Source organism: Butyricimonas sp. Marseille-P2440 (assembly GCF_900091675.1).
GTDB lineage: Bacteria > Bacteroidota > Bacteroidia > Bacteroidales > Marinifilaceae > Butyricimonas > Butyricimonas synergistica.
Map to the genome: position 1 here is coordinate 493,370 of NZ_LT594610.1, position 19,570 is coordinate 512,939.

General features: G+C 45.4%; 15 protein-coding genes. 13 read left to right on the plus strand and 2 right to left on the minus strand.

Features of this window, described 5'->3' with window-relative positions; translation table 11 throughout:
* Positions 1-38: 38 nt before the first annotated feature.
* From BN8899_RS13120 to BN8899_RS13160, 9 genes are all read left to right on the plus strand, one after another.
* Complete coding sequence (locus BN8899_RS13120; RefSeq protein ID WP_065219771.1) at positions 39-1,637, plus strand: Mfa1 family fimbria major subunit; 1,599 nt, start codon at positions 39-41, stop codon at positions 1,635-1,637.
* A 152-nt stretch (positions 1,638-1,789) separates the two neighbouring features.
* The gene (locus tag BN8899_RS13125; RefSeq protein ID WP_148375427.1) at positions 1,790-2,794 is read left to right on the plus strand and encodes a FimB/Mfa2 family fimbrial subunit; all 1,005 of its coding nucleotides are present in this window, start codon (positions 1,790-1,792) and stop codon (positions 2,792-2,794) included.
* 18 nt (positions 2,795-2,812) lie between these two features.
* Positions 2,813-4,216, plus strand: coding sequence for a hypothetical protein (locus tag BN8899_RS13130; protein WP_065219772.1), 1,404 nt, complete (start codon positions 2,813-2,815; stop codon positions 4,214-4,216).
* A gap of 58 nt (positions 4,217-4,274) precedes the next feature.
* Positions 4,275-6,542: a fibrobacter succinogenes major paralogous domain-containing protein gene (locus tag BN8899_RS13135; protein WP_065219773.1), complete on the plus strand. Its 2,268-nt coding sequence runs from the start codon at positions 4,275-4,277 to the stop codon at positions 6,540-6,542.
* Between the two features lie 15 nt (positions 6,543-6,557).
* Positions 6,558-8,216 carry a hypothetical protein gene (locus BN8899_RS13140; protein WP_065219774.1) on the plus strand — a complete coding sequence of 553 codons (1,659 nt, stop codon included), beginning with the start codon at positions 6,558-6,560 and terminating at the stop codon, positions 8,214-8,216.
* A 319-nt stretch (positions 8,217-8,535) separates the two neighbouring features.
* Positions 8,536-9,948 carry an aspartate ammonia-lyase gene (gene aspA, locus BN8899_RS13145; RefSeq protein ID WP_018337097.1) on the plus strand — a complete coding sequence of 471 codons (1,413 nt, stop codon included), beginning with the start codon at positions 8,536-8,538 and terminating at the stop codon, positions 9,946-9,948.
* Between the two features lie 63 nt (positions 9,949-10,011).
* The gene (locus tag BN8899_RS13150; protein ID WP_018337096.1) at positions 10,012-10,494 is read left to right on the plus strand and encodes a DUF3332 domain-containing protein; all 483 of its coding nucleotides are present in this window, start codon (positions 10,012-10,014) and stop codon (positions 10,492-10,494) included.
* 114 nt (positions 10,495-10,608) lie between these two features.
* Positions 10,609-11,067 (plus strand): immunoglobulin domain-containing protein, encoded by a 459-nt coding sequence (locus BN8899_RS13155; protein ID WP_148375430.1) that lies wholly within the window; start codon positions 10,609-10,611, stop codon positions 11,065-11,067.
* Positions 11,068-11,211: 144 nt separating this feature from the next.
* A complete protein-coding gene (locus BN8899_RS13160; RefSeq protein ID WP_065219776.1) occupies positions 11,212-14,514 on the plus strand; it encodes a golvesin C-terminal-like domain-containing protein in 3,303 nt (1,100 codons plus the stop codon).
* A 2-nt stretch (positions 14,515-14,516) separates the two neighbouring features.
* Here BN8899_RS13160 and recG read toward each other — a convergent pair whose 3' ends face one another.
* Entirely contained in the window at positions 14,517-16,619 is a 2,103-nt protein-coding gene (recG, locus tag BN8899_RS13165) for an ATP-dependent DNA helicase RecG (protein ID WP_065219777.1), read from the minus strand.
* A 130-nt stretch (positions 16,620-16,749) separates the two neighbouring features.
* Here recG and BN8899_RS13170 point away from each other — a divergent pair, with 130 nt between their 5' ends.
* The 4 genes from BN8899_RS13170 to BN8899_RS20785 all read left to right on the plus strand — a co-directional run bounded on the left by BN8899_RS13170 (position 16,750) and on the right by BN8899_RS20785 (position 18,956).
* Positions 16,750-17,370 carry a hypothetical protein gene (locus tag BN8899_RS13170; protein ID WP_018337092.1) on the plus strand — a complete coding sequence of 207 codons (621 nt, stop codon included), beginning with the start codon at positions 16,750-16,752 and terminating at the stop codon, positions 17,368-17,370.
* 12 nt (positions 17,371-17,382) lie between these two features.
* The gene (locus BN8899_RS13175; protein ID WP_065219778.1) at positions 17,383-17,934 is read left to right on the plus strand and encodes a cob(I)yrinic acid a,c-diamide adenosyltransferase; all 552 of its coding nucleotides are present in this window, start codon (positions 17,383-17,385) and stop codon (positions 17,932-17,934) included.
* 63 nt (positions 17,935-17,997) lie between these two features.
* A complete protein-coding gene (locus tag BN8899_RS13180) occupies positions 17,998-18,660 on the plus strand; it encodes a DUF2461 domain-containing protein (protein WP_065219779.1) in 663 nt (220 codons plus the stop codon).
* Positions 18,661-18,782: 122 nt separating this feature from the next.
* A complete protein-coding gene (locus BN8899_RS20785) occupies positions 18,783-18,956 on the plus strand; it encodes a hypothetical protein (protein WP_157237430.1) in 174 nt (57 codons plus the stop codon).
* On the opposite strand, the gene BN8899_RS13185 is transcribed toward BN8899_RS20785, so the two are convergent.
* Positions 18,937-19,512 carry a Fic/DOC family protein gene (locus BN8899_RS13185; protein ID WP_065219780.1) on the minus strand — a complete coding sequence of 192 codons (576 nt, stop codon included), beginning with the start codon at positions 19,510-19,512 and terminating at the stop codon, positions 18,937-18,939. The two genes, BN8899_RS20785 and BN8899_RS13185, sit on opposite strands and share 20 nt — an antisense overlap.
* Positions 19,513-19,570: the final 58 nt, after the last annotated feature.

Genomic DNA, 19,570 nt, shown 5'->3' on the forward strand with positions numbered 1-19,570 from the left:
AGTAAGAATATGATTATAGTTTATTAAAAAACACGCAGATGAAAATTAAGATGATTCTTGTGTCGATGTTTGCGATAGCGGCGTTGACTGGTTGTAGTGAAAAAGATGGAGAGCACGATGGGCAGCTTGGGGCGAGGGATGCCGATATGGCTTTTGTTTCCATCAAGATTGAAACAGAGAGCACGACGGCTCGTTCTTCGGGCGAGGGTGCGGGTGCGAATGAAAGTGACTTGAAAACGCTTTACGTGGTTGTCTTCAATGACGCAGGTAATGTCGTCGGGGTTCCGGGAACAACGGAGTACTTTATCAAAATTCAGAATGCTTCATCCAAGCCGGACGCGATCAAGATTTCGGGGGCGGCAACAAAACTTTTGATGATTGCTAACCCGGGTAGCGAACTAGTGAAAATTTTCGATGACATTAATTCACTGACAACTTTCCCCACGCTCAACGTGGCAATCAAGAGTGTTTCCAAAGGCGAGATCACGGATGAGGTTGTTCCCATAACGAGAGGTTTCACCATGATTAATAGCGGTGACGAAAGTGGAAAGAACGCGGGGGATAAGATTTCCGACCCGCTGATTCCTATCGGTGATAAAATTCAAAAGGTGACGGAAGATGTAGACGAGACTGCGGCGAAAAAAGCAGCCGAGCTGGATGATAACCGGGTAACGATTAAGATTGAACGTCTGGCTTCCAAGATTGAATTTAAGATTAAAGGAGATGATGATGCTAATATAAGTGTCTTGCCTGCTGGGGCGACCTTCTCTTTTGTCGGTTGGGTGCCTGACGCTGTAAATAGTACGTTCTATCCTTTCGCCGAGAAAACGTTACTATCGGTTACTCATACCTCCGGGGGAAGTTACACGAAGAGTTTCTATACCCAAGACCCGAATTTCACGGATGGGGTAGGACTTACCAAAGCCACGATCAATAGCGTGACTTACGAACCCGTGCTGACAGCTCCTTACACGTGGATGACGGCACCGAACAAGATTTATTGTATCGAGAATACGATGAGTGCCGTCAAGCAAGAATTTGGGAATGCCACTCGTTTGGTGATTAAGGGTACCTATTATCCTCCCGGACATAGTAAACAAGGGGATTGGTTTAGTTTTGCGGGTAAGAATCATGCTAATCTTACTGCACTTCAAACGGCTTACAATGATGCTAGTGCCGGACCGAATCTAAAGGATGCTTGTGACAGGATGTTCGGTAAGATAAAAGCGTACGCGAACACACATTCTGGTGTCACTCTTGTCGGGACGACCTTTGCCACGTTGAAAGAAACCGATCTGGCACAAATCCCGAATGGAGGCGAGGTTATCAAGGAGGGTAAGACTCCCGTGATTCGCTGGTATCAAGGCGGGCGGGCTTATTACTATTACGAGATCCGGCATGATAATGAAACGACGAAGGATATGGATTTCGGTAAATACGGGGTCGTGCGGAACAACTGGTATAAATTGACGCTGGGTTCTGTCAACGGAGCGGGCACTCCCTGGTACCCGGATATTGATAATCCCGGTCCAGGTGATCCTGACCCGACAGACCCGATAGACGGAACGACAGGTTATCTGGGAGTTACGGTGAGTGTTTCGCAGTGGATTATTTGGGAGAATGAGATTGGAATTTAAATGATTTCGGGGGCGTGATTGTTGATTTCGTGATTCTTGCCATACACGGATTGACTTTGCAAGCACTCGATCGGCAATCACTAGAACCGAAATTGTTTTTCCTTTTATTCAGAAACATCAGAAGCCGGAGGCGGGCTTTAAAATGCGGGAATATGAACATGAAGAATACATACCGAAATTTGATCGATCTGGTTTTGATAGCCATCGTTCCGGTTTTTCTGTTGTCGTGTGAGCGAATCAAGGACAATATGGATGATTGCGGGATATATCTCGAATTTGTCTATGATTATAACATGGAGTATAAAGACTTTTTTGACCCGCACGTTTCGACGGTCGATGTATTCGTGTTCGACGAGGGGGGAAAGTATCTTTTTACAAAACACGCCCGGCGGGAGGAATTGACCCGAGGGAACCGGATGTTTCTGGGAGGGGATCTTCATTTCGGGAAATATAAAATATTGACGGTGGGCGGATTGACGGATCATTTCAGGGTTTCAGACCATAACGGGAACGTCCTTTCGCCCGGGCAAACGATGCTGGATGAGGTGCGGATCGCATTGGAACGGACGACGGGTGTCGTGTCTCACGAATTCTCACCCCTGTGGGTGGGGAAAACGATAGAGGTGGATTACAAGGCGGATTTGTCGGTGTGGTCGGTGAATTTGGTGAAGAACACGAACCGTTTCAACGTGTCGCTCGTGGAAACGGAGCAAAATGCAGGCGGACGAGCGGGAACTCCTGTTTATACTTTTGACGTGGAAACTCCCGAGGGGGCAGTGTACGGATATGATAATTCCCCGAGGCTGAAAGAAAAAGTGACGTACGCGCCTTATGATCTCGTGGCGGGTGATGAGCCAGGAGAACTGTCGGAAGGGAGGTTGAACACGAATCGCTTGATGTATGGGGATGACTATGATTATAAGCTCGTGGTGCGTGATGTCCCGGGCGGGAATTCCTTGTGGGAATATGACTTGATGGAGTTGCTGGAAGAGATCAAAAATGGTTTGTACCCGGGTAGCACGCTATCCATGCAGGAATTTCTCGATCGTCAGAGTGAATGGGATTTGAAGATCCGGTACAAGGATAAGGGCGGTTTTGTTGCTATCGCGATAGAGATCAACGGTTGGATAATATGGCTCAATGATATAGGTGTCTGATTTTAGAATCAAGAATTTATGAAAAATAACATCTTAAATATAGTTTTTAGCTTCATTTTTCTCGTTTCTTGTATCGCGGAGCGTTCGGGAGATGATACCGGTATGTTGGCGAGAGCGCGAAGCTTGATGGCGATAGAGGTGCTGGCGGACGGGGCTGATGAACATGATTATATTCATACCACCCGTTTCATCGTGTTTGATAATGCTTCGGTTTCTCCTGCAGTAGACGTGAATGAGGTGGTCGCTTTCAGTACGGAAGAGCAGGGGACTAAAAAGTTCAGCACCACGTTGGAGGTGAGCACTAATTCGGACAAAATGCTGGTGGTCGTCGTGAATGAGCCGGCGGCGATGACGGCCTCGCTGAATGCCGTGATATCCCGAGCAGAATTGGAGGATATGATATTTCGCATGGATGATGTCTTCAACCCGAATCACTCGTCGCCTTCTTCTTCGGGAATCCCCATGACTGGGGTGAAACGGGATATTGTTGTTGCCGAGGGACTCACTACACGGGAAGAAATTAATATCGAGCGAGGGGTGGCTCGTGTGGAACTTTGGTTGAAAAAAGAGGATGCGGTTTCTTTTGCACGGGTCACGAGTTCCACGAAAGTATCGTTGGAAAATTCTTATGCCGAGGGATATCTGGTGGTGGGCACGGAAACTGATAAAACTCGTTTCCAGATGGGAGCGGATGCCGATGATAATTTCGGACATATGTTGATACCGGATAACGATTACTCGTTCGTGGGGTGGAATTATGGAGGGGCGGCTCCGTTGGAATTGGATGATACCTATCAATTGATTGCCGCATTTTATACCCCGGAACGTACTTGTTCTTCTTTTAATGATGCCGATAAGTTGATTTTAAATATCGAGGGGGTAAGTTCTCCGGACGGGGCAAGAGAGGGACGGGCAGTTTTATCGTCTTTTTTACCGGAAGGGGGCGGAGCTTTGCGAGTTCTGACCGAGATCAGACGCAATAATATTTACCGTATCATGGCGGTTGTGAAAGAGAAAACGGTGGAATTTGAACATCGAGTTCTCCCGTGGAAAGATGCGGGGCAGGGTATTATCATCGATCCGCAGTACTATTTGCGGGTAAATTATGACAAACGTTATATCAATGATAACGCACAGTCCGCAACGATCACGGCAGAAACGAACTATGACAGAAGCGACCGGGGGTATCCCAAGGGGATTCAATTGGGAATAATCGATTATTACGACAAGAATGGGGGAGTGGCTTCCGGTGGAGAAAGCGATTGGCTGAATGTCTCGATGTCGGGTGCAAATGGCGATTTATCCCGGAATGTGATATCTACGGCTAGCAGGAGTTTGACGGGTATTCCTGCCGGGGCTTATGCTTTGGTGGAGGTGAAGGCGGGGAATCTGATTAAGAAGATTAAGATAATCCGTTCGTAGTACATAATAAATGTGATATATGATGAGACGATCCAGAATGTTTTCAAAAATATTTTATATGACCGTTGTGCTGCTGATAGGTATCACAGGTTGTGTGTCGGATAAATTGGATATGCCGGACGTGCCGAGGGAGTCGGTAATCATAGAGATGACAGTACCCGGATTCGAGATACCCGTAACCCGCTCGATTGAAGGTAGCAAGGGCGAGGCGGCGGTACGAACGCTGGATATGCTGATATTTGATAAATCGACTCCCTCTGCCAAATTGCTCCGGAATATTAAAGTAACGGATTTTACCCCGGAAACGTCGGGTTCCGAATATAAGGTGAAATACAGGTTGGCACTCACGCAGAATGAAGCGGGGGCCGTCGTGATTGTTGCAAACGCATCGGGTGAAGTGGATGCCGCTCTAGTAAAGCATCCTGTCGGTTCGGAAAAACAAGCTGTATTAGAAGCGTTGAAATTCTCTACTGCGGCAGGCAAAGATGGTTCTTACAAGTGGAACGTGTCGACGCCGGGCTATACCCCGATACCCATGTACGGGGAGGTGTCCGTGGACGGGATCGCACCGGGAGGAACGGTCAATGCCGAGTTGCTTCGGATGCTGGCACGTATTGACGTGGAAAATAAGGTGAAGGGGAGTATCTTCAAGCTTGAAAAGATTTATCTGGTAAGCTACAATACTTCGGGATTCGTTGCTCCCGCCTGGGATGTTTCCAATGGGATATTGGTGCCGAATCCCTATTTCGATAATAAGAATCCGATGATCCCGAATCCCTCGGGTAAGCAGGATGCCTCGCTGGACGCCGCGATGGAATACGAGTACAAGCAGGATGCGGGATCTTTGTTAGCTGGAGAAATATATACTTACGAGGCAATTAAGACCACGAAGGATGATTCTAAAAATGGAACTTGCTTGATTTTCAAGGGAAAGTATTTGGGAACGGATTATTTTTATCGTGTTGACTTCACGCAAAAAATGGAGTCATCTGCCACGGTGGAGTTTATGCCCTTGTATCGTAATCATAAATATACGGTTAATATCACGAGTGTCGAGGGAATCGGGTATGAAACCTTCGAGTCTGCGCTCCATTCATCTACCGTGTTGTCGAACTTGAAGACCACGATTCTTGTCGTGGATATGGCGGGAATAAACAATATCGTTTATGATGGGCAGTTTTTTATGGGAACGGAAAGTAGGTTACTCGATATGCCGTATGGCGTGAACAGGCAACTGCACCATCGGGTGAGTTCCGATTATCACGGGAATTGGAAAGCAAAGGTCCTTAATCCGGGTGGAACGACCTGGTTACAGTTCCCGGGGAATAAGTCAGAGATGGATGGGGTGGATATAAACCAAACGGGATTGGAACTTGTCATAACGGCGATTTCCGCTCCTGGCGGCGGTAATTACGTGAATGGTAAGATCGTGTTTACTGCCGGGCGACTCTGTGATACTTTGACTGTCCGGAGAATTCCGATAGCCGATCTGTTTGCACGAAGCAACGTGGTGCAGAAGTCCGGGGTATTGACTTTTGCTGTTACGGAGGAGGATAACCGAACGATTCCCGCGTGGTCGCAGGGCGTGTTCTTCAAGTGGGGATCGCTCGTGGCTATGGCTCCTGCGGGCAATCCTTATGACCCGACGACACAAGTCGTGTATCACCCTTCCGGATTGAATCCGTCCAATTGGGGAGATAGTCTGGCGGGATGGGATCGAATCCCTTATGCCCACCCGAATTTCAGTTTTACTACGCCTTCGCCGTCGGGGGACGATACGGATGCTTTCAAGGAGTATTCCGGTAACACGGGTTTCAATGAGGGAACGGGTGTCGGTGATATATGCCGCTATATTTCAAGCGGGACGGGCGGAAAAGGCTGGGTGGAAGGGAAATGGCGTATGCCGACTTATACCGAGTTGAAGCAATTGTATGACGAAACGGGTGTGAAGACGGCACAAATCGGGACTTTTACCGATAAGATGAAAATTCTTGACGTGAATCCCGGCAGTTACCGGAGCGGTACATTTAACCCGGAAAGCGGGCAGTTCTTGGGTGTAAAGGTGACGGCTTCTACGCCAACGGAAAGCAATATGAAAACACCACCTTCTGGAACGGTTTTCTTACCTGTCGCGGGGCAACGTTACCCGAATGGTTATGGAAACGTGTATCACGCGGGGGCGTACGGGTATTATTGGTCGGCGACGCCCTACACGGTGAACAGCCGATATACCGTGAATTATCTCTTTTGTGGTGAAGGCGAGGTCATGTTTTACGATGCCGACCGTTCGTATGCTTTCCCGATACGTTGTATCAAAGATTATTAATGATAATATAAATATATGATGAAGAAATTATCTTTTTTCTTGCTTGTATTGACGCTGTCGGGCGTGTGTGCCGACGTGTGTGCCCAAACGGCGGATTTATTTCCTTTCTTCAGGTCGTTTTTGGATAATAATTTGACGGGAGTAGATTTCCCGGCACCCAATCAACTTGAAGGTTCGGGGAAGACTAAGGAGGGAAGGTATAAAAGGAAAAATCAGGCAGGTTTGGTGAATTTGGTGGGATTGCAGCTCACGAGCGGAAAGGAAGAGGTGGGTGCTTTTTATTTACCCGAGTATATCTTTACCACGAAGGATGGGCTTTTAATCGAGTTCGAGTATATTATGAAATATACCGTTTCGACAGAAAAGGGGGTGACCGATGGTATTTGTATGTTTTTGGTGGATGCAACCTCGAATGACTATATCGGTGCTAACCTGAAATACGGGGCGGAAGGGGCAGGATTCGGTTATACCCATAGATCATCAGTACACACGAGTATTAGCAAAGGCGTGTTGCCTATTACCGGTATGAAAGGCGGGTATTTGGCGGTAGCGTTGGATCAGGGTAATTTTAAAAATTGGCGTTTCGAGGATTACGAGATGAGAAACGGGATTCCTTATGATGATAACCCGACTAAAATAGATAATGTACAACCTAAAAAATATGATACCCGAAGTAATGTTACGATTCGGGGAGCTGCCGGACGTAATACTAAAACAATAACAACTTCCACGAGAACGCATACCCTATATGAAGGAAGCTGGGGGTTTCCGGTACTTATAACCCGCCACACGGGATGGAGTATAGACAAGGGGCTTGAAAGCGAGAGTATCAATGGATTGAGGAATGAAGCCGGATTCCAGTTGAATACGGCAAGCGGTAAATTTGAGCAACACGTTAGCCCGAGGATTGATAAGCCGTTCAATATCTCGGGAGGGGCAATGTTTAATCATGCTGACGAGGCGGCATACCGGAAGGCGATCATTGCTCTTGAGCCTAATCTTCAAGATGGTGGTTTTATCATAACGGTGACTATACAACATGGAAGGGAGAAAACCGTAGTGATCGAAAAATACACCTACCCTTCTTCACTGACGTACGTGGAAAACGGAATACCTATCAGAATATCAGGAGGTGAACAACCTACTCCTTCGTGGTATCAGAACCCACCGGCAACAAATTTATCCCTTAACACGCCGCAAAAATTGGTTATCGGTTTTATGGCATCGACGGGACAGCTCACGGCGCACACGAATATTATTAAAAATTTGCGAATCACACCTCTCTATGCCGCTCATTCAGAAGATGATATTTATGAACACCGCCGGGGATCGGCTACTGTGCGCCCTTTGGATAATGACTGGGCATATCGAAGTGAGGGCGGCGTAATCAGTGCCGACAAGGGTAATCTCGATCCGGCAAGCCTGCGTATATGGACGAGTGAGAAGGAAAAAGATTGCCTCGGGACGGGTGTGTTTGAATACGAGGCTCCCGGGCAAGGCAAGTGGGTGTATAACCCGGATTTGGCGGAAATGATGTTTTTCCCGATAAAGGGTTTCACGGGCGAAGCGTCTATCATGTATGATGTTAAGGGTAAATATGATCCTTATGCCGGTGATAGTTTCCGTTCCTCGTTGGCGAAGATTGTTATCAATATGGCTGATAACCAACCTTGAGTTTGTGGTGCGGTTGTTTAGATTATGCGGGAAAAGGCTTTTTATCGAGCGGAAACGTTTGTGAAAAAGCCTTGTGCTGCACTTTATTTTGTTAAAATTTGACATACATTGTTGGTATACAGTGATATATGTGTTTGTCGCTAGGCGTGTAATTTCTTGTCTAAAATTAGCTTTATACTATTAACTTTTTTACCTTTGCCGGATTAATTTTCTCCGGGTCGTTTGGTTGAAGGAGAGATGTTTCGTGAGTTTTTAACGATCGGGTGAAACTTGAAAAGAGATTCAAACGTATTTGGAAATAATTAATCTATAAAGAATTATGAAGACAAGAATTGAACATGATTTACTCGGCAACAAAGAGGTGCCAATGGATGCTTATTATGGTGTTCAGACTTTAAGAGCAATCGAAAATTTCGCAGGGATTAGTGGTTTCACGATTGGAATGTACCCGAATTACGTGAAGGCTCTAGCCATGGTAAAATGGGCTGCAGCAAAAGCTAACCACGAGTTGGGATTGATTCCCACGGATATCACGAATGCCATTACTGCTGCTTGCGAGGAAATCATTGATGGTAAATTGATCGACCAATTCCCGGTAGATATGGTACAAGGTGGTGCCGGAACTTCCACGAATATGAATATCAACGAGGTGGTTGCTAACCGTGCATTGGAATTGTTAGGACACCAGAAAGGTGAATATCAATATTGCCATCCGAATAATCACGTGAATCTTTCTCAATCAACAAATGACGCTTACCCGACTTCTTTCCATTTGGCTATCATCTTAACCAATAAAGAAGTGGTTGCAGAGATCAAATTGTTGGTTGATTCTTTCCGTAGAAAAGCAAAAGAATTTGAGCACGTGTTGAAGATGGGACGTACCCAATTGCAAGATGCGGTGCCGATGACCTTAGGTCAGGAATTCGAGGCTTATGCTTATACTTTGGAAGAGAATATCGAGCGATTGAACGAGGCTGCCAAATTGTTCTTGGTTGAGAATATGGGAGCCACGGCTATCGGTACAGGTATCAACTCTGAGCCGGAATATGCCGAGATTTGTGCTCGTGAATTGCGTATTATCAGTGGTGAGGAATTCGTTTTGGCGCCGAACCTGATTGCCGCAACTCCTGACACGGGTGCTTGTGTTTCTTATTCTTCCGAATTGAAACGTTTCTGCGTTCAATTGTCTAAGGTATGCAATGACTTGCGTTTGTTGTCCAGTGGTCCGAGATGCGGGTTGAACGAGATCAACTTGCCGCCGATGCAGCCGGGATCTTCAATTATGCCGGGTAAGGTAAATCCGGTTATTCCTGAAGTGGTAAACCAAGTTTGCTTCCGTGTAATCGGTAACGACACGACCGTGATGATGGCTGCCGAAGCCGGTCAGTTGGAATTGAACGTGATGGAGCCGGTGATCGTGTACGCTTTGTTCAACTCTATGCATATGTTGATAAAAGTTATGGATCGCTTGAGAGTTTTGTGTGTTGATGGAATCACGGCTAACGCTGATCGTTGCAAAGAAATGGTAATGAACAGTATCGGAATCGTGACTGCATTGAACCCGACTTTAGGATATGAAAATTCTTCTCGTATAGCCAAGAGAGCCTTGCAGGAGAACAGAAGTGTTTACGATTTGGTACTTGAGGAAAAGTTGTTGACGAAAGAGGAGTTGGATAACGTACTCCGTCCGGAATTAATGATTGCTCCGAAAAAATTCTACAAGAAAAAGTAACCATTTTTTTTAATTTCGTAGATATTGTCATATTTTAGCAAGACTAATTTTAAATATAAAGTTATGAAGAAAGGTTTTAATCAGTTTGTAGCGGTAGCATTGATTGCTGCTTCGTCAGTTGTTTTTAGCGGATGTTTCGGTTCTTTCGCATTGACTTCTAAATTGCATAATTGGAATGGCAGCGTATCCGATTCTAAATTCGTGAACGAGTTGGTGTTCTTGGGGTTGTGTATTCTCCCGGCATATGAATTGTGCTGCTTGGGTGATGCATTGATCTTTAACTCTATCGAATTCTGGGGTGGGAACAATCCTGTTGCCATGAAAGCTGGAGATATCGAGAAAGATCAAGTGATGTTTGCGGGAAAATCTTATACTGTGACCAAAACTTTGAACAAGATGGCAATCTCTAGCGAGGAATCTGATGCTGTCGCTGAATTCCAATATTATCCGGAAGAGGATGCTTGGTACCTGATGGACGGTCAAGAAAAACAGAAATTGATGAAAAACACGAGAAAGATGATGAAAGCTGTGGTTGCTCTTCACTAATTTTTCGGGATATAAGTGATAAATAAGGACGTCGAAAGACGTCCTTATTTTATTTTTGCCATATGTGAGTTTTTTAATAAATCAAAAAAAAGTAGAATAAATTCTTGCAAAAGTGTGGCTGTTTTGTTAGCTTCACGCAATTATCAATTTAAAACGCAATATTATGAAAAAATGATGTTTCTTATTTGTGCATTATTTTTCGTGTTGACAGGATTCAATCAACAGGAAAGAGTTGTGGAACAAGGTAGTATGGAAATTCTTGAGAGTGTTTCTGATGTAAGTGTAGCTCCTGTTATAGTTGTAAAGCTTAGGGATTTTACGGCTAAAGAAGGGGGGATAGCTGTATTTGAAGCTAGATATGAGCCAATTGGGGATCCGAATCTCACTGCTGAATGGTTTTGTAATGGAAAACCACTTCCAGATAATAGTCGTATGAGAACCTATCTAGAGAATGGATATGCGACATTAGTAATAAATCCCGTGTATGCAGAAGATGCCGGGGTATATACGCTTAAAATATCTAATGCCTTGGGAGAGGCTCGTTCTAGTGCGAGGTTATACGTTACTGAATAAAATTGGAAGCCAGATAATTTATTATTGCAGTTATCCGAAAAATCACGTCAAGAATTTTTTGGCGTGATTCTTTGATGATTGTTGTTGTCTTGCGGGGGAATCTGTATATTTGAGTTCTGGTGTTAATAATAAAGGACAAGCGTGATGAATAGTAATCATATTTTTACCGAAGCTTTATACGGGTACAAGCGTTCCCGTCGGAATGTAATTTTTAGGATATTTGTTCTTCTCGGGCTCGTGGGGATTATCCTTTACGTGTTCACGCCACTATCCGGTTTAGGTTCTGCTAGAAATCTCGGGCAGTTGTTCCGGGGACCGGCGATGGATTGGTTTTCCCGGTCGCTATCCTCGTCCATTCCTTTTAAATGTGCTTACTTGTTCAACATACTGCAACTGCTTTTCTCGGTGGTTCTCGTGAGCAACGATAGCAGGCGGTTCCGTTTGGATTCCACGGTGGCGTTGAGCGTTCACGCCCAAGGGAATTCGGAGATTACAACGGGGAACGTCATCGGTAAAATTCTTGCTTTCACGCTGGTCAACGTGTCGTTCCTTACCTTTTGTGCCCTTTTGAACCTTCTTTTCTATCCCGAGGTGTTCAACGTGGGGTATTACTTCTTTTATTGGTTGACGCAGAACCTCCCGACCACGGTCTTCTGTATTTGTCTTTCTACCTATGTGATGAGGCTGACGGGCAACCAAGGGTTGGGTATGCTATTCCTTGCGGTTATTCTCGGTGTGTTGACCCTCCCGGGTTCTGTTTGGTTAAACGGGTTATTTGATCCTTTGGCTACGGGCATTCCCAACATGTTTTCCGATTTCACGGGACACGTGAATCCCGGGAATTACTTGCTACAACGGGTGTTTATCCTATTCTCCGGGGTTGGGTTGGCAATCCTGTCGGTAATCCATTATCCCAGAATTCCTAATAATTCGCGGGCACCCTTCCGGTTGGTCTGTGTGGCTCTGCTTCCTTTGCTCTTTGCCGGCAGTTTAGCAGTTGTGTATACTTGCGGCATTCAAACTGTTTCCAAAAAGCGGGAAGCCTTTCGTGATGCTTACGCAAAGTACGATCGGGAAAAGCCACTCAAGATTGCTGCGAACTATCTCCAGTTGAAAGAAACCGAGAACGGTGGAATCTCCGTGACGAGTAGAATGACGGTTGAGAACAGGGATAGTGTTGTCCTCCCGTTGGTACTCTACTTGAATCCCGGGCTTGTCGTTTCCTCGATCATCGTAGATGGGAAAACGGTTTCTTTCCAACGAGAGCAACAGGTGATACTCGTGGACGAAACGGTGTCCTCCGGCAAGACGAGTGAAGTTGTCGTGAAATACGAGGGGAAAATCGACAATAGTTTCTGTTTTCTCGATACCCCGGAAGAGAAATACGCTTCGCCGGAAGTGAATACGATAGGTATTTACCGCTTCGGTTATTCCCCCGCTTTTTGCGAGAAAGAGTACAAATTGCTTCCCCCGGAATGTGTCTGGTATCCGGTCAGTGTACCTCTTTACCATTCACAGGGTTTCCGGGAAAAAATGTTCACCCATTACACGTTGGAGGTGGAACATGATCCAAGTCTTGTGGCGATATCCCAGGGAAAGGCGGATCGGGAAACTGCCGGGAAGACGAAGTTCCGTTTCGATCATAATATGCCGGGAATCAGCCTTTGTATCGGTAATTACAAGAAACGGGAAATGTTGGTATCCAATGATTTGACGGGAATGAGAATCTCTGCGGGAGTAACCATTGAATTCGTGGAAGACGATCATCCGGTAAGAGTGGAACTTTTCTATTTGCCCGAGCATGAATTTATACTTGACTCTTATGATGCCATTACTGAATTGGACTTCTTGGAAGTAATTGAAAGTGTCAAAAACGAGGTGGATTTTTATAGTTCTTATTCTAATTATAGTTACAAACGGCTCGAGAATAAGATAGCTTACGATCCCACTTTACAATATCCTTACAGTTGGCTTACCCTTGTGGAAACTCCTTGTAATTTTCATGCATTTGAGGGAAGGTCGTTGCAAGGAGGTGAGCGTGTGCAGGGAGGAATGGTGTTCTTGCCGGAAAAGAGCTATTCGGTAGACGAGTATTCCTATTTTTCTGACGACAAAGCAGAAGAAGCTCGTGTGCGCTTGGGTCAGAAATTGAAGTTGTTCTCGGAAGGAAGTTGTGACTTGAGGTCGAGTTGCGTGGGTAACACGGGTTTTCTTTATTCCGATGAGTGTCCTTTGTTAAACGATGTACTGAAGTGTTTTTTTAATTCCTTGTCTCATGTAATGTTCGTTGATGGGGTGGCCGAGTATCTTGTTGTGGATTACCTGAAAAATCACAGTTTAGAGGATGCTTTGTTAGATGACTCGCTCTCCCCGGAGTTATTGAATAACATCATTTATAAAAAGTGCGATGAATTGTTGGCTCTTTTGAATGTTCGAATTGGTAATAAGAAATTCATGGAGGCTTACCACGATTTTCTCGGACGGCATCTTTTCGAGGAGGCTGACATGGAAGATTTTTCCCGGGAGTTGTTTACCCGTTTCGGGGTTGGTTTGGATACCATTGTAGAAACGTGGTACCGGAGCAACAGGTTGCCCATTTTTCAAGTAGTCGGGCACGGTATTTCAGTTGGAGAATATGGAGCAGAAAAAATATATGATTTCAAGGTGTTTAATCGGGGTGAAGCCCCGGGTGTTATCATGTTGAGTGATCAAAAAACGGGATGGATCATTCCCCCGGGAGAGGGACGAAGCATCAGGAAGCGAGTGAAAGGGGCAACCAATTTTTTTGTAAGTACAATATTGTCGTTGAACCTTCCGTCGGGTATGGAATTGTCGCACGAGAGAGGAGATGCGGATACCGATACCACAGAGTGGTTTTTGCCCTTCGATGGCTCGTCGTTTCCGATGAATGAGGATGAAATTATCGTGGACAACGAGGATCCGGGATTTACTATTCAAGAAACAAAAAAATTTAGTGTCGCTTCCCTGTTCGGTCAGGTCGAAACCCGGGCGAAATGTTACCGTGTGCCCCCTGCTAATCACTGGGGACGTATACTCCGATGGGATTGCCAAGGTTCTCCCGTGAGAGGAGCGTATTTCAAAGTGGCGGGCAAGGGCAACCAGAAAGTACAGTGGGAAACCAATTTACCCCGGGAAGGTAAGTATGAGGTGTTTTGCTATCTGCCTTGTGATGCGGGAAGGATGTATTATGCGGCTGCAGCACGGACATATTATTACACCGTATTTGACGGGGAGGAGGAACATGAAGTAGAGCTTTCGCTCGATAAGGATACTTGGGAGTGGGTATCCTTGGGTGTTTTTGATTTCCGTGGGATAGCACGAGTGACCTTGAGTGATAGGGGACGGGAGTGTACGCCAGAAAATGAAGAGTTCAGACCGCAAGTGATGGCGGCAGATGCGATAAAATGGGTGAAAATCAGGGAATAATATTAGCTGATATATCGCCAGTTGATCTTTGTTTTGAAGAGGCGTTTAACCTGAGCGGCGAAAGTTTGGTTTTCCTCTTTTTGCAGGAAGGGATCGTCTTCCAGAATGAGGGTGGCGGCTTGGGCGGCTTCGTTCAGTATACGTCCGTCTTTCCCGAGATTGGCAACTCTTAAATTACAGGTAAGCCCGCTTTGCTGAGTCCCTTCGATGTCACCCGGACCGCGTAGCTTCAAGTCGACTTCGGCAATTTCAAAACCGTCATTGGTAGAAGTCATGGTTTCGATACGTTTGCGGGATTCGTTGGAGAGTTTATACGAGGTCATGAGGATACAGTAAGACTGGTCGGCTCCACGTCCCACGCGTCCCCGTAGCTGGTGAAGTTGGGAGAGCCCGAAGCGTTCGGCGCTTTCTATCACCATGATGGAAGCATTTGGGACGTTTACACCAACTTCGATAACCGTCGTGGCTACTAATATCCGGGTTTCCCCGGACACGAACTGTCTCATCTGTTCGTCTTTATCGGCAGGTTTCAGTTTCCCGTGCACGATGCCCACTTTGTACCCGAGCGGGTCAAAATAACTCATCACGTGTTCGTATCCTTCTTCCAGGTTGCGATAGTCCATTTTCTCCGATTCGGAAATAAGCGGGTAGACAATATATGCCTGTCGCCCGAGTTCCAGTTCCTTGTGGATGAATTTATAGACTTGCAAGCGTTTGTTTTCGAAAGCGTGGTGCGTGGTGATCGGTTTTCTCCCCGGGGGTAGTTCGTCGATCACGGATACGTCCAGATCCCCATATAGAGTCATTGCCAAGGTACGGGGAATGGGGGTTGCCGTCATGACCAGCATATGGGGCGGAATCGTATTCTTCTGCCATAGTTTGGCTCTTTGTGCGACACCGAAGCGGTGTTGCTCGTCAATAACGACTAACCCGATATTCTTGAAACGGACCACATCTTCGAGCAAAGCGTGTGTTCCGATCAGTATTTGCAAACGACCGTCGGATAAGGCTTCATGTAAAATATCCCGTTCTTTCTTTTTCGTCGATCCGGTCAGTAATCCCACGCTGATCGGGGTATTTTTCAAGAGTTCGGAGATCGTTTCGTAATGTTGTGTGGCAAGGATTTCGGTTGGAGCCATGATGGTTGCCTGGAAACCGTTATCTAAAGCGATCAACATACACATCACAGCCACTAGCGTTTTTCCACTCCCGACGTCACCTTGTAGCAAGCGATTCATCTGTTTGCCCGAGCCGCAGTCGGAACGAATCTCTTTGATTACCCGTTTCTGCGCGTTTGTCAGGGGGAAAGGGAGATGCTTGTGATAGAAATCATTGAAATAATTGCCTACCACGGTAAAAGGGTGCCCTTGAAATGCCGCTTTCCGGTTGAATTTGAGTTTTAAAATATTGAGTTGGATATAGAATAACTCTTCAAATTTTAGCCGGTATTGGGCGTTGCGGAGCATATCCGGGTTTTCCGGGAAATGGATGTTATATAATGCCTCGTGAAGGTAAATTAGGTTGTATTTTTTGATAAACCATGCCGGTAGGGTTTCTTGTATTCGTCCGTTGATCGCCTTGAAAATATTCGCCTGTATTTTATTGATTACCCGGGAGGTCAGATAGCTTTTCTTCATCTTCTCCGTAGTCGGGTAGATGGCTTGAAAACCAACGAGTTGCTTGACGTTTGCCTCGTAGAGGTCTATCTCGGGGTGCACGATGTTCAGTTTGTGATTGAACACGGACGGTTTGCCGAATATCAGGTATTCCTTTTCGGGCAGGATTTGGCTGGTCAGGTATTTGTACCCGGTGAACCAGATGAGTTCCAGTTCTCCCGTGCCGTCATACGCCGTGGCTACCATGCGGGTTTGTTTACCGACGCCCACGGTGGATAAGTTCATGATTTTGGCTTTGACTTGTATGTACGGGAGATCGGACGTCAATTCTCCGATCGTGTATATCCGGGTACGGTCAATGTATTTGTACGGGATATAGTAAAGCATATCCTCGTAGCTCTGGATGCCCATTTCCTGTTCCAACAACGATGCCCTCTTTTCCCCGACGCCCGGGATAAATTTTATATTCAGTCCAGCTAGTTCCAAAATACTCGATCAAATTTAGTGATATCGGATTTCTCGAACGAAAGTAAAAAAAATCGGTGACTTTAGTTGAGCATATCGGGAATAAATTTTAATTTCGTAGGATAAATATTATTGATTGATTGTTCGTCGGGAGATGTATAATTATTTAAAACAACGGTTTAAGCACGCTATTCGATTTCGTCACAAGCGAGGGTACGGGGTACATTCGCCCTTTGTTTTTGATTTAATCACGAATGTGATAAAGGAAAAAGCGGAGTATTATGATTTTGCACGTATCGAGGCATTGGGAAATATCCGGGAGAAAGAAAGAAAATTGTATCGGTTGCTTTTTCGTCTGGCGGAGTATTTATCATTTCGGGATGTGTTATGTATCGGGGTGGAGAGTCCATGGGTGTCCCGTTATTTAAGGGCAGTTTCCAAACAGGAGAACGTGTTGAACGGGGGATGTGATTGTCCCGGATCTGAATACACGGGGCGCGTGACAGCGGAAGAAATGAAAGGACAAAAGGTCGATCTGATATTTTTGGGACGGGCATTTGAGGCGGATTGGAATGAGGCATGGGAAGAAGGTTTGCGGGAGCGCAAGAAAGGACCTTTGTGTATCGTGATAAAAGATATTTACAAGGGACGCTTTAATTCCCGGGTATGGCGATACCTTCGTCAAGAAGGCACAGTATCGATCGATATGATGTGGTACGGGATTGTCTTTTTCGACGAGCGATTGCAGAGGGGAAAGTACAATATGATAATTTAATTGAAAATCAGGATGAAGGTATATACAAAAACAGGAGATAAGGGAACGACTGCATTGATCGGGGGAACTCGGGTGCCGAAAAATAACGTACGTTTGGAAGCGTATGGCGGGGTGGATGAACTGAACAGTTATTTGGGGATGATTCGGTCGTATCCCATTGATGAGGTCAGTGTGAAAGAATTGGTAGAGATTCAGAACGTGTTGTTTGTCGTGGGTGCGAATTTGGCAACGGACACGTCAGTGAGTAATATGCAGCAGAAATTACCTTGCACGGAGGAAGATGTCGCTTTCTTGGAGCGGGCAATCGATCGGATGGACGAGGAATTGCCTCCTTTGCAGTATTTCGTTTTGCCGGGAGGGGATCCTGCCGTATCGTCTTGTCATATCGCTCGCACGGTTTGCCGTAGGGTAGAGCGTCGAATCATTGATATGAGCGAGGAAATCGCGGTCGAAGACGTGATCGTGCGGTATGTTAACCGGCTTTCTGACTACTTGTTTGTGTTGGGGCGCAAATTGGCAAAAGACCGCGGACTGGAAGAGGTGAAGTGGATACCGAGAAATTGAAAATGCGGAATTGAAAATGAACCATCTTCAATGACAGAATCACAGAAATTAAAAAATTAATCTATGCGTGAAATATATCGTTTTTTAGAAGAATTGAAGCAGAATAATAACCGGGAGTGGTTTAATGCGAATAAAGATTGGTATTTGGCAGTGAAGGCGGAACATGAGGCGTTTGTTAATCGTTTGATCCCGGCTTTGGCTAAGGTCGACCCGGAAGTTGACGGGTTGACGGCAAGAGATTGTATTTTCAGGATCTATCGGGATGTTCGTTTTTCTCCCAACAAGGAACCCTACAAAACACATATCGGGGCGTATATGGTAAAAGGAGGGAAAAAGAGTCCCCGGGCAGGGTATTACGTGCATATAGAACCGGGAAATTCTTTATTGTCAGGTGGTATTTGGTGTCCGGAACCCTCTCTGTTGAAGGCGTTGCGCAAGGACGTGTACGATAACATCGATGAATTCACGGGCATTATCCGAGATAAGAAGTTTCAGAAATATTATACTTTAGACGGGGAAAAATTGAAAACCGTGCCCCAGCCATTCCCGAAGGACTTTCCCGAGGGAGAAATGCTAAAGTATAAATCATACACGGTGACGAATAATATTCCCGATACTTTTTTAGAACGTGATGATGCGATCGAGCAGATCGTTGAACGTTTTGCGTTGATGAAACCGTTTAATCATTTCTTGAATTACACGGTGGAAGAAACGTGGAATAATTGAAAATGGAGAATTGAAAATGGAAAATGAACGTGTTTTTCCGGATAGGAGAAAGGGAACGTTTTTTGTATGATTTTCCCATCGAATCACTTTGATAATAAGGGAGAAAGTTGTATATTTGTAGTATGGAAAAAATAAAAGAAAAAATGCCGCAGCTTGTAAAAAACGCCACGGTTCGGGAAGAGATTTTGCAGGGAATGATTGCCTCGTTTCAATTGGAAGGGATAAAGATTTCCCAAGAAACCGCATATACTATTTTAGAACGGGTAGATTTGAAACTTAAAGCGCGTAAGCGATAATTTCCTCCATTCTAGAGTAGTCCTTGCGGGCGACTTGTTGAACGGCAATAATATATTCATCAAAATTTACTCGTCTGAAATTCAAACCTGTATAGCCTTGTTTACGAGCCATCAGATTGGCAAGGATTCGTGCGGTGCGTCCGTTCCCTTCCCGGAAGGGATGGATAAAAAGTAATTCCCCGTGTACTTTGGCAATGTCTTTGATTAATCCTTGACGATTTGCATAATAATCGGGAAGATGTGATAATATCTCTTCTTCGAAAATGCGCATATTATCAGGAATAAAACGTCCTGCCGGAAAAACGAACCCGCCTTTCGAGATGTTCACGGAACGGAAATGTCCGGCGAAAGAGTAGAGCTCTTTTAATGCCGTGCGGTGAATGTCGCAAATGTATTTTACAGTGAACTTTGTTTTGGAAGTTAAATTTTCAGTGAACAAAATTTCAGCCGTCAGGAATCCTTCGAACTCGGCGTTGTGAATTGCTTCTTCGTCAGTTAGTCCGAGTAAATTCTGTAGGATTTCTCCTTCTTCACCATTGGTCGAATATCTGTTCATGGCGTTCGATTTGCTCCAAAGTTATGGAAATCTGTCAATATCACCAAATTTATTTAAG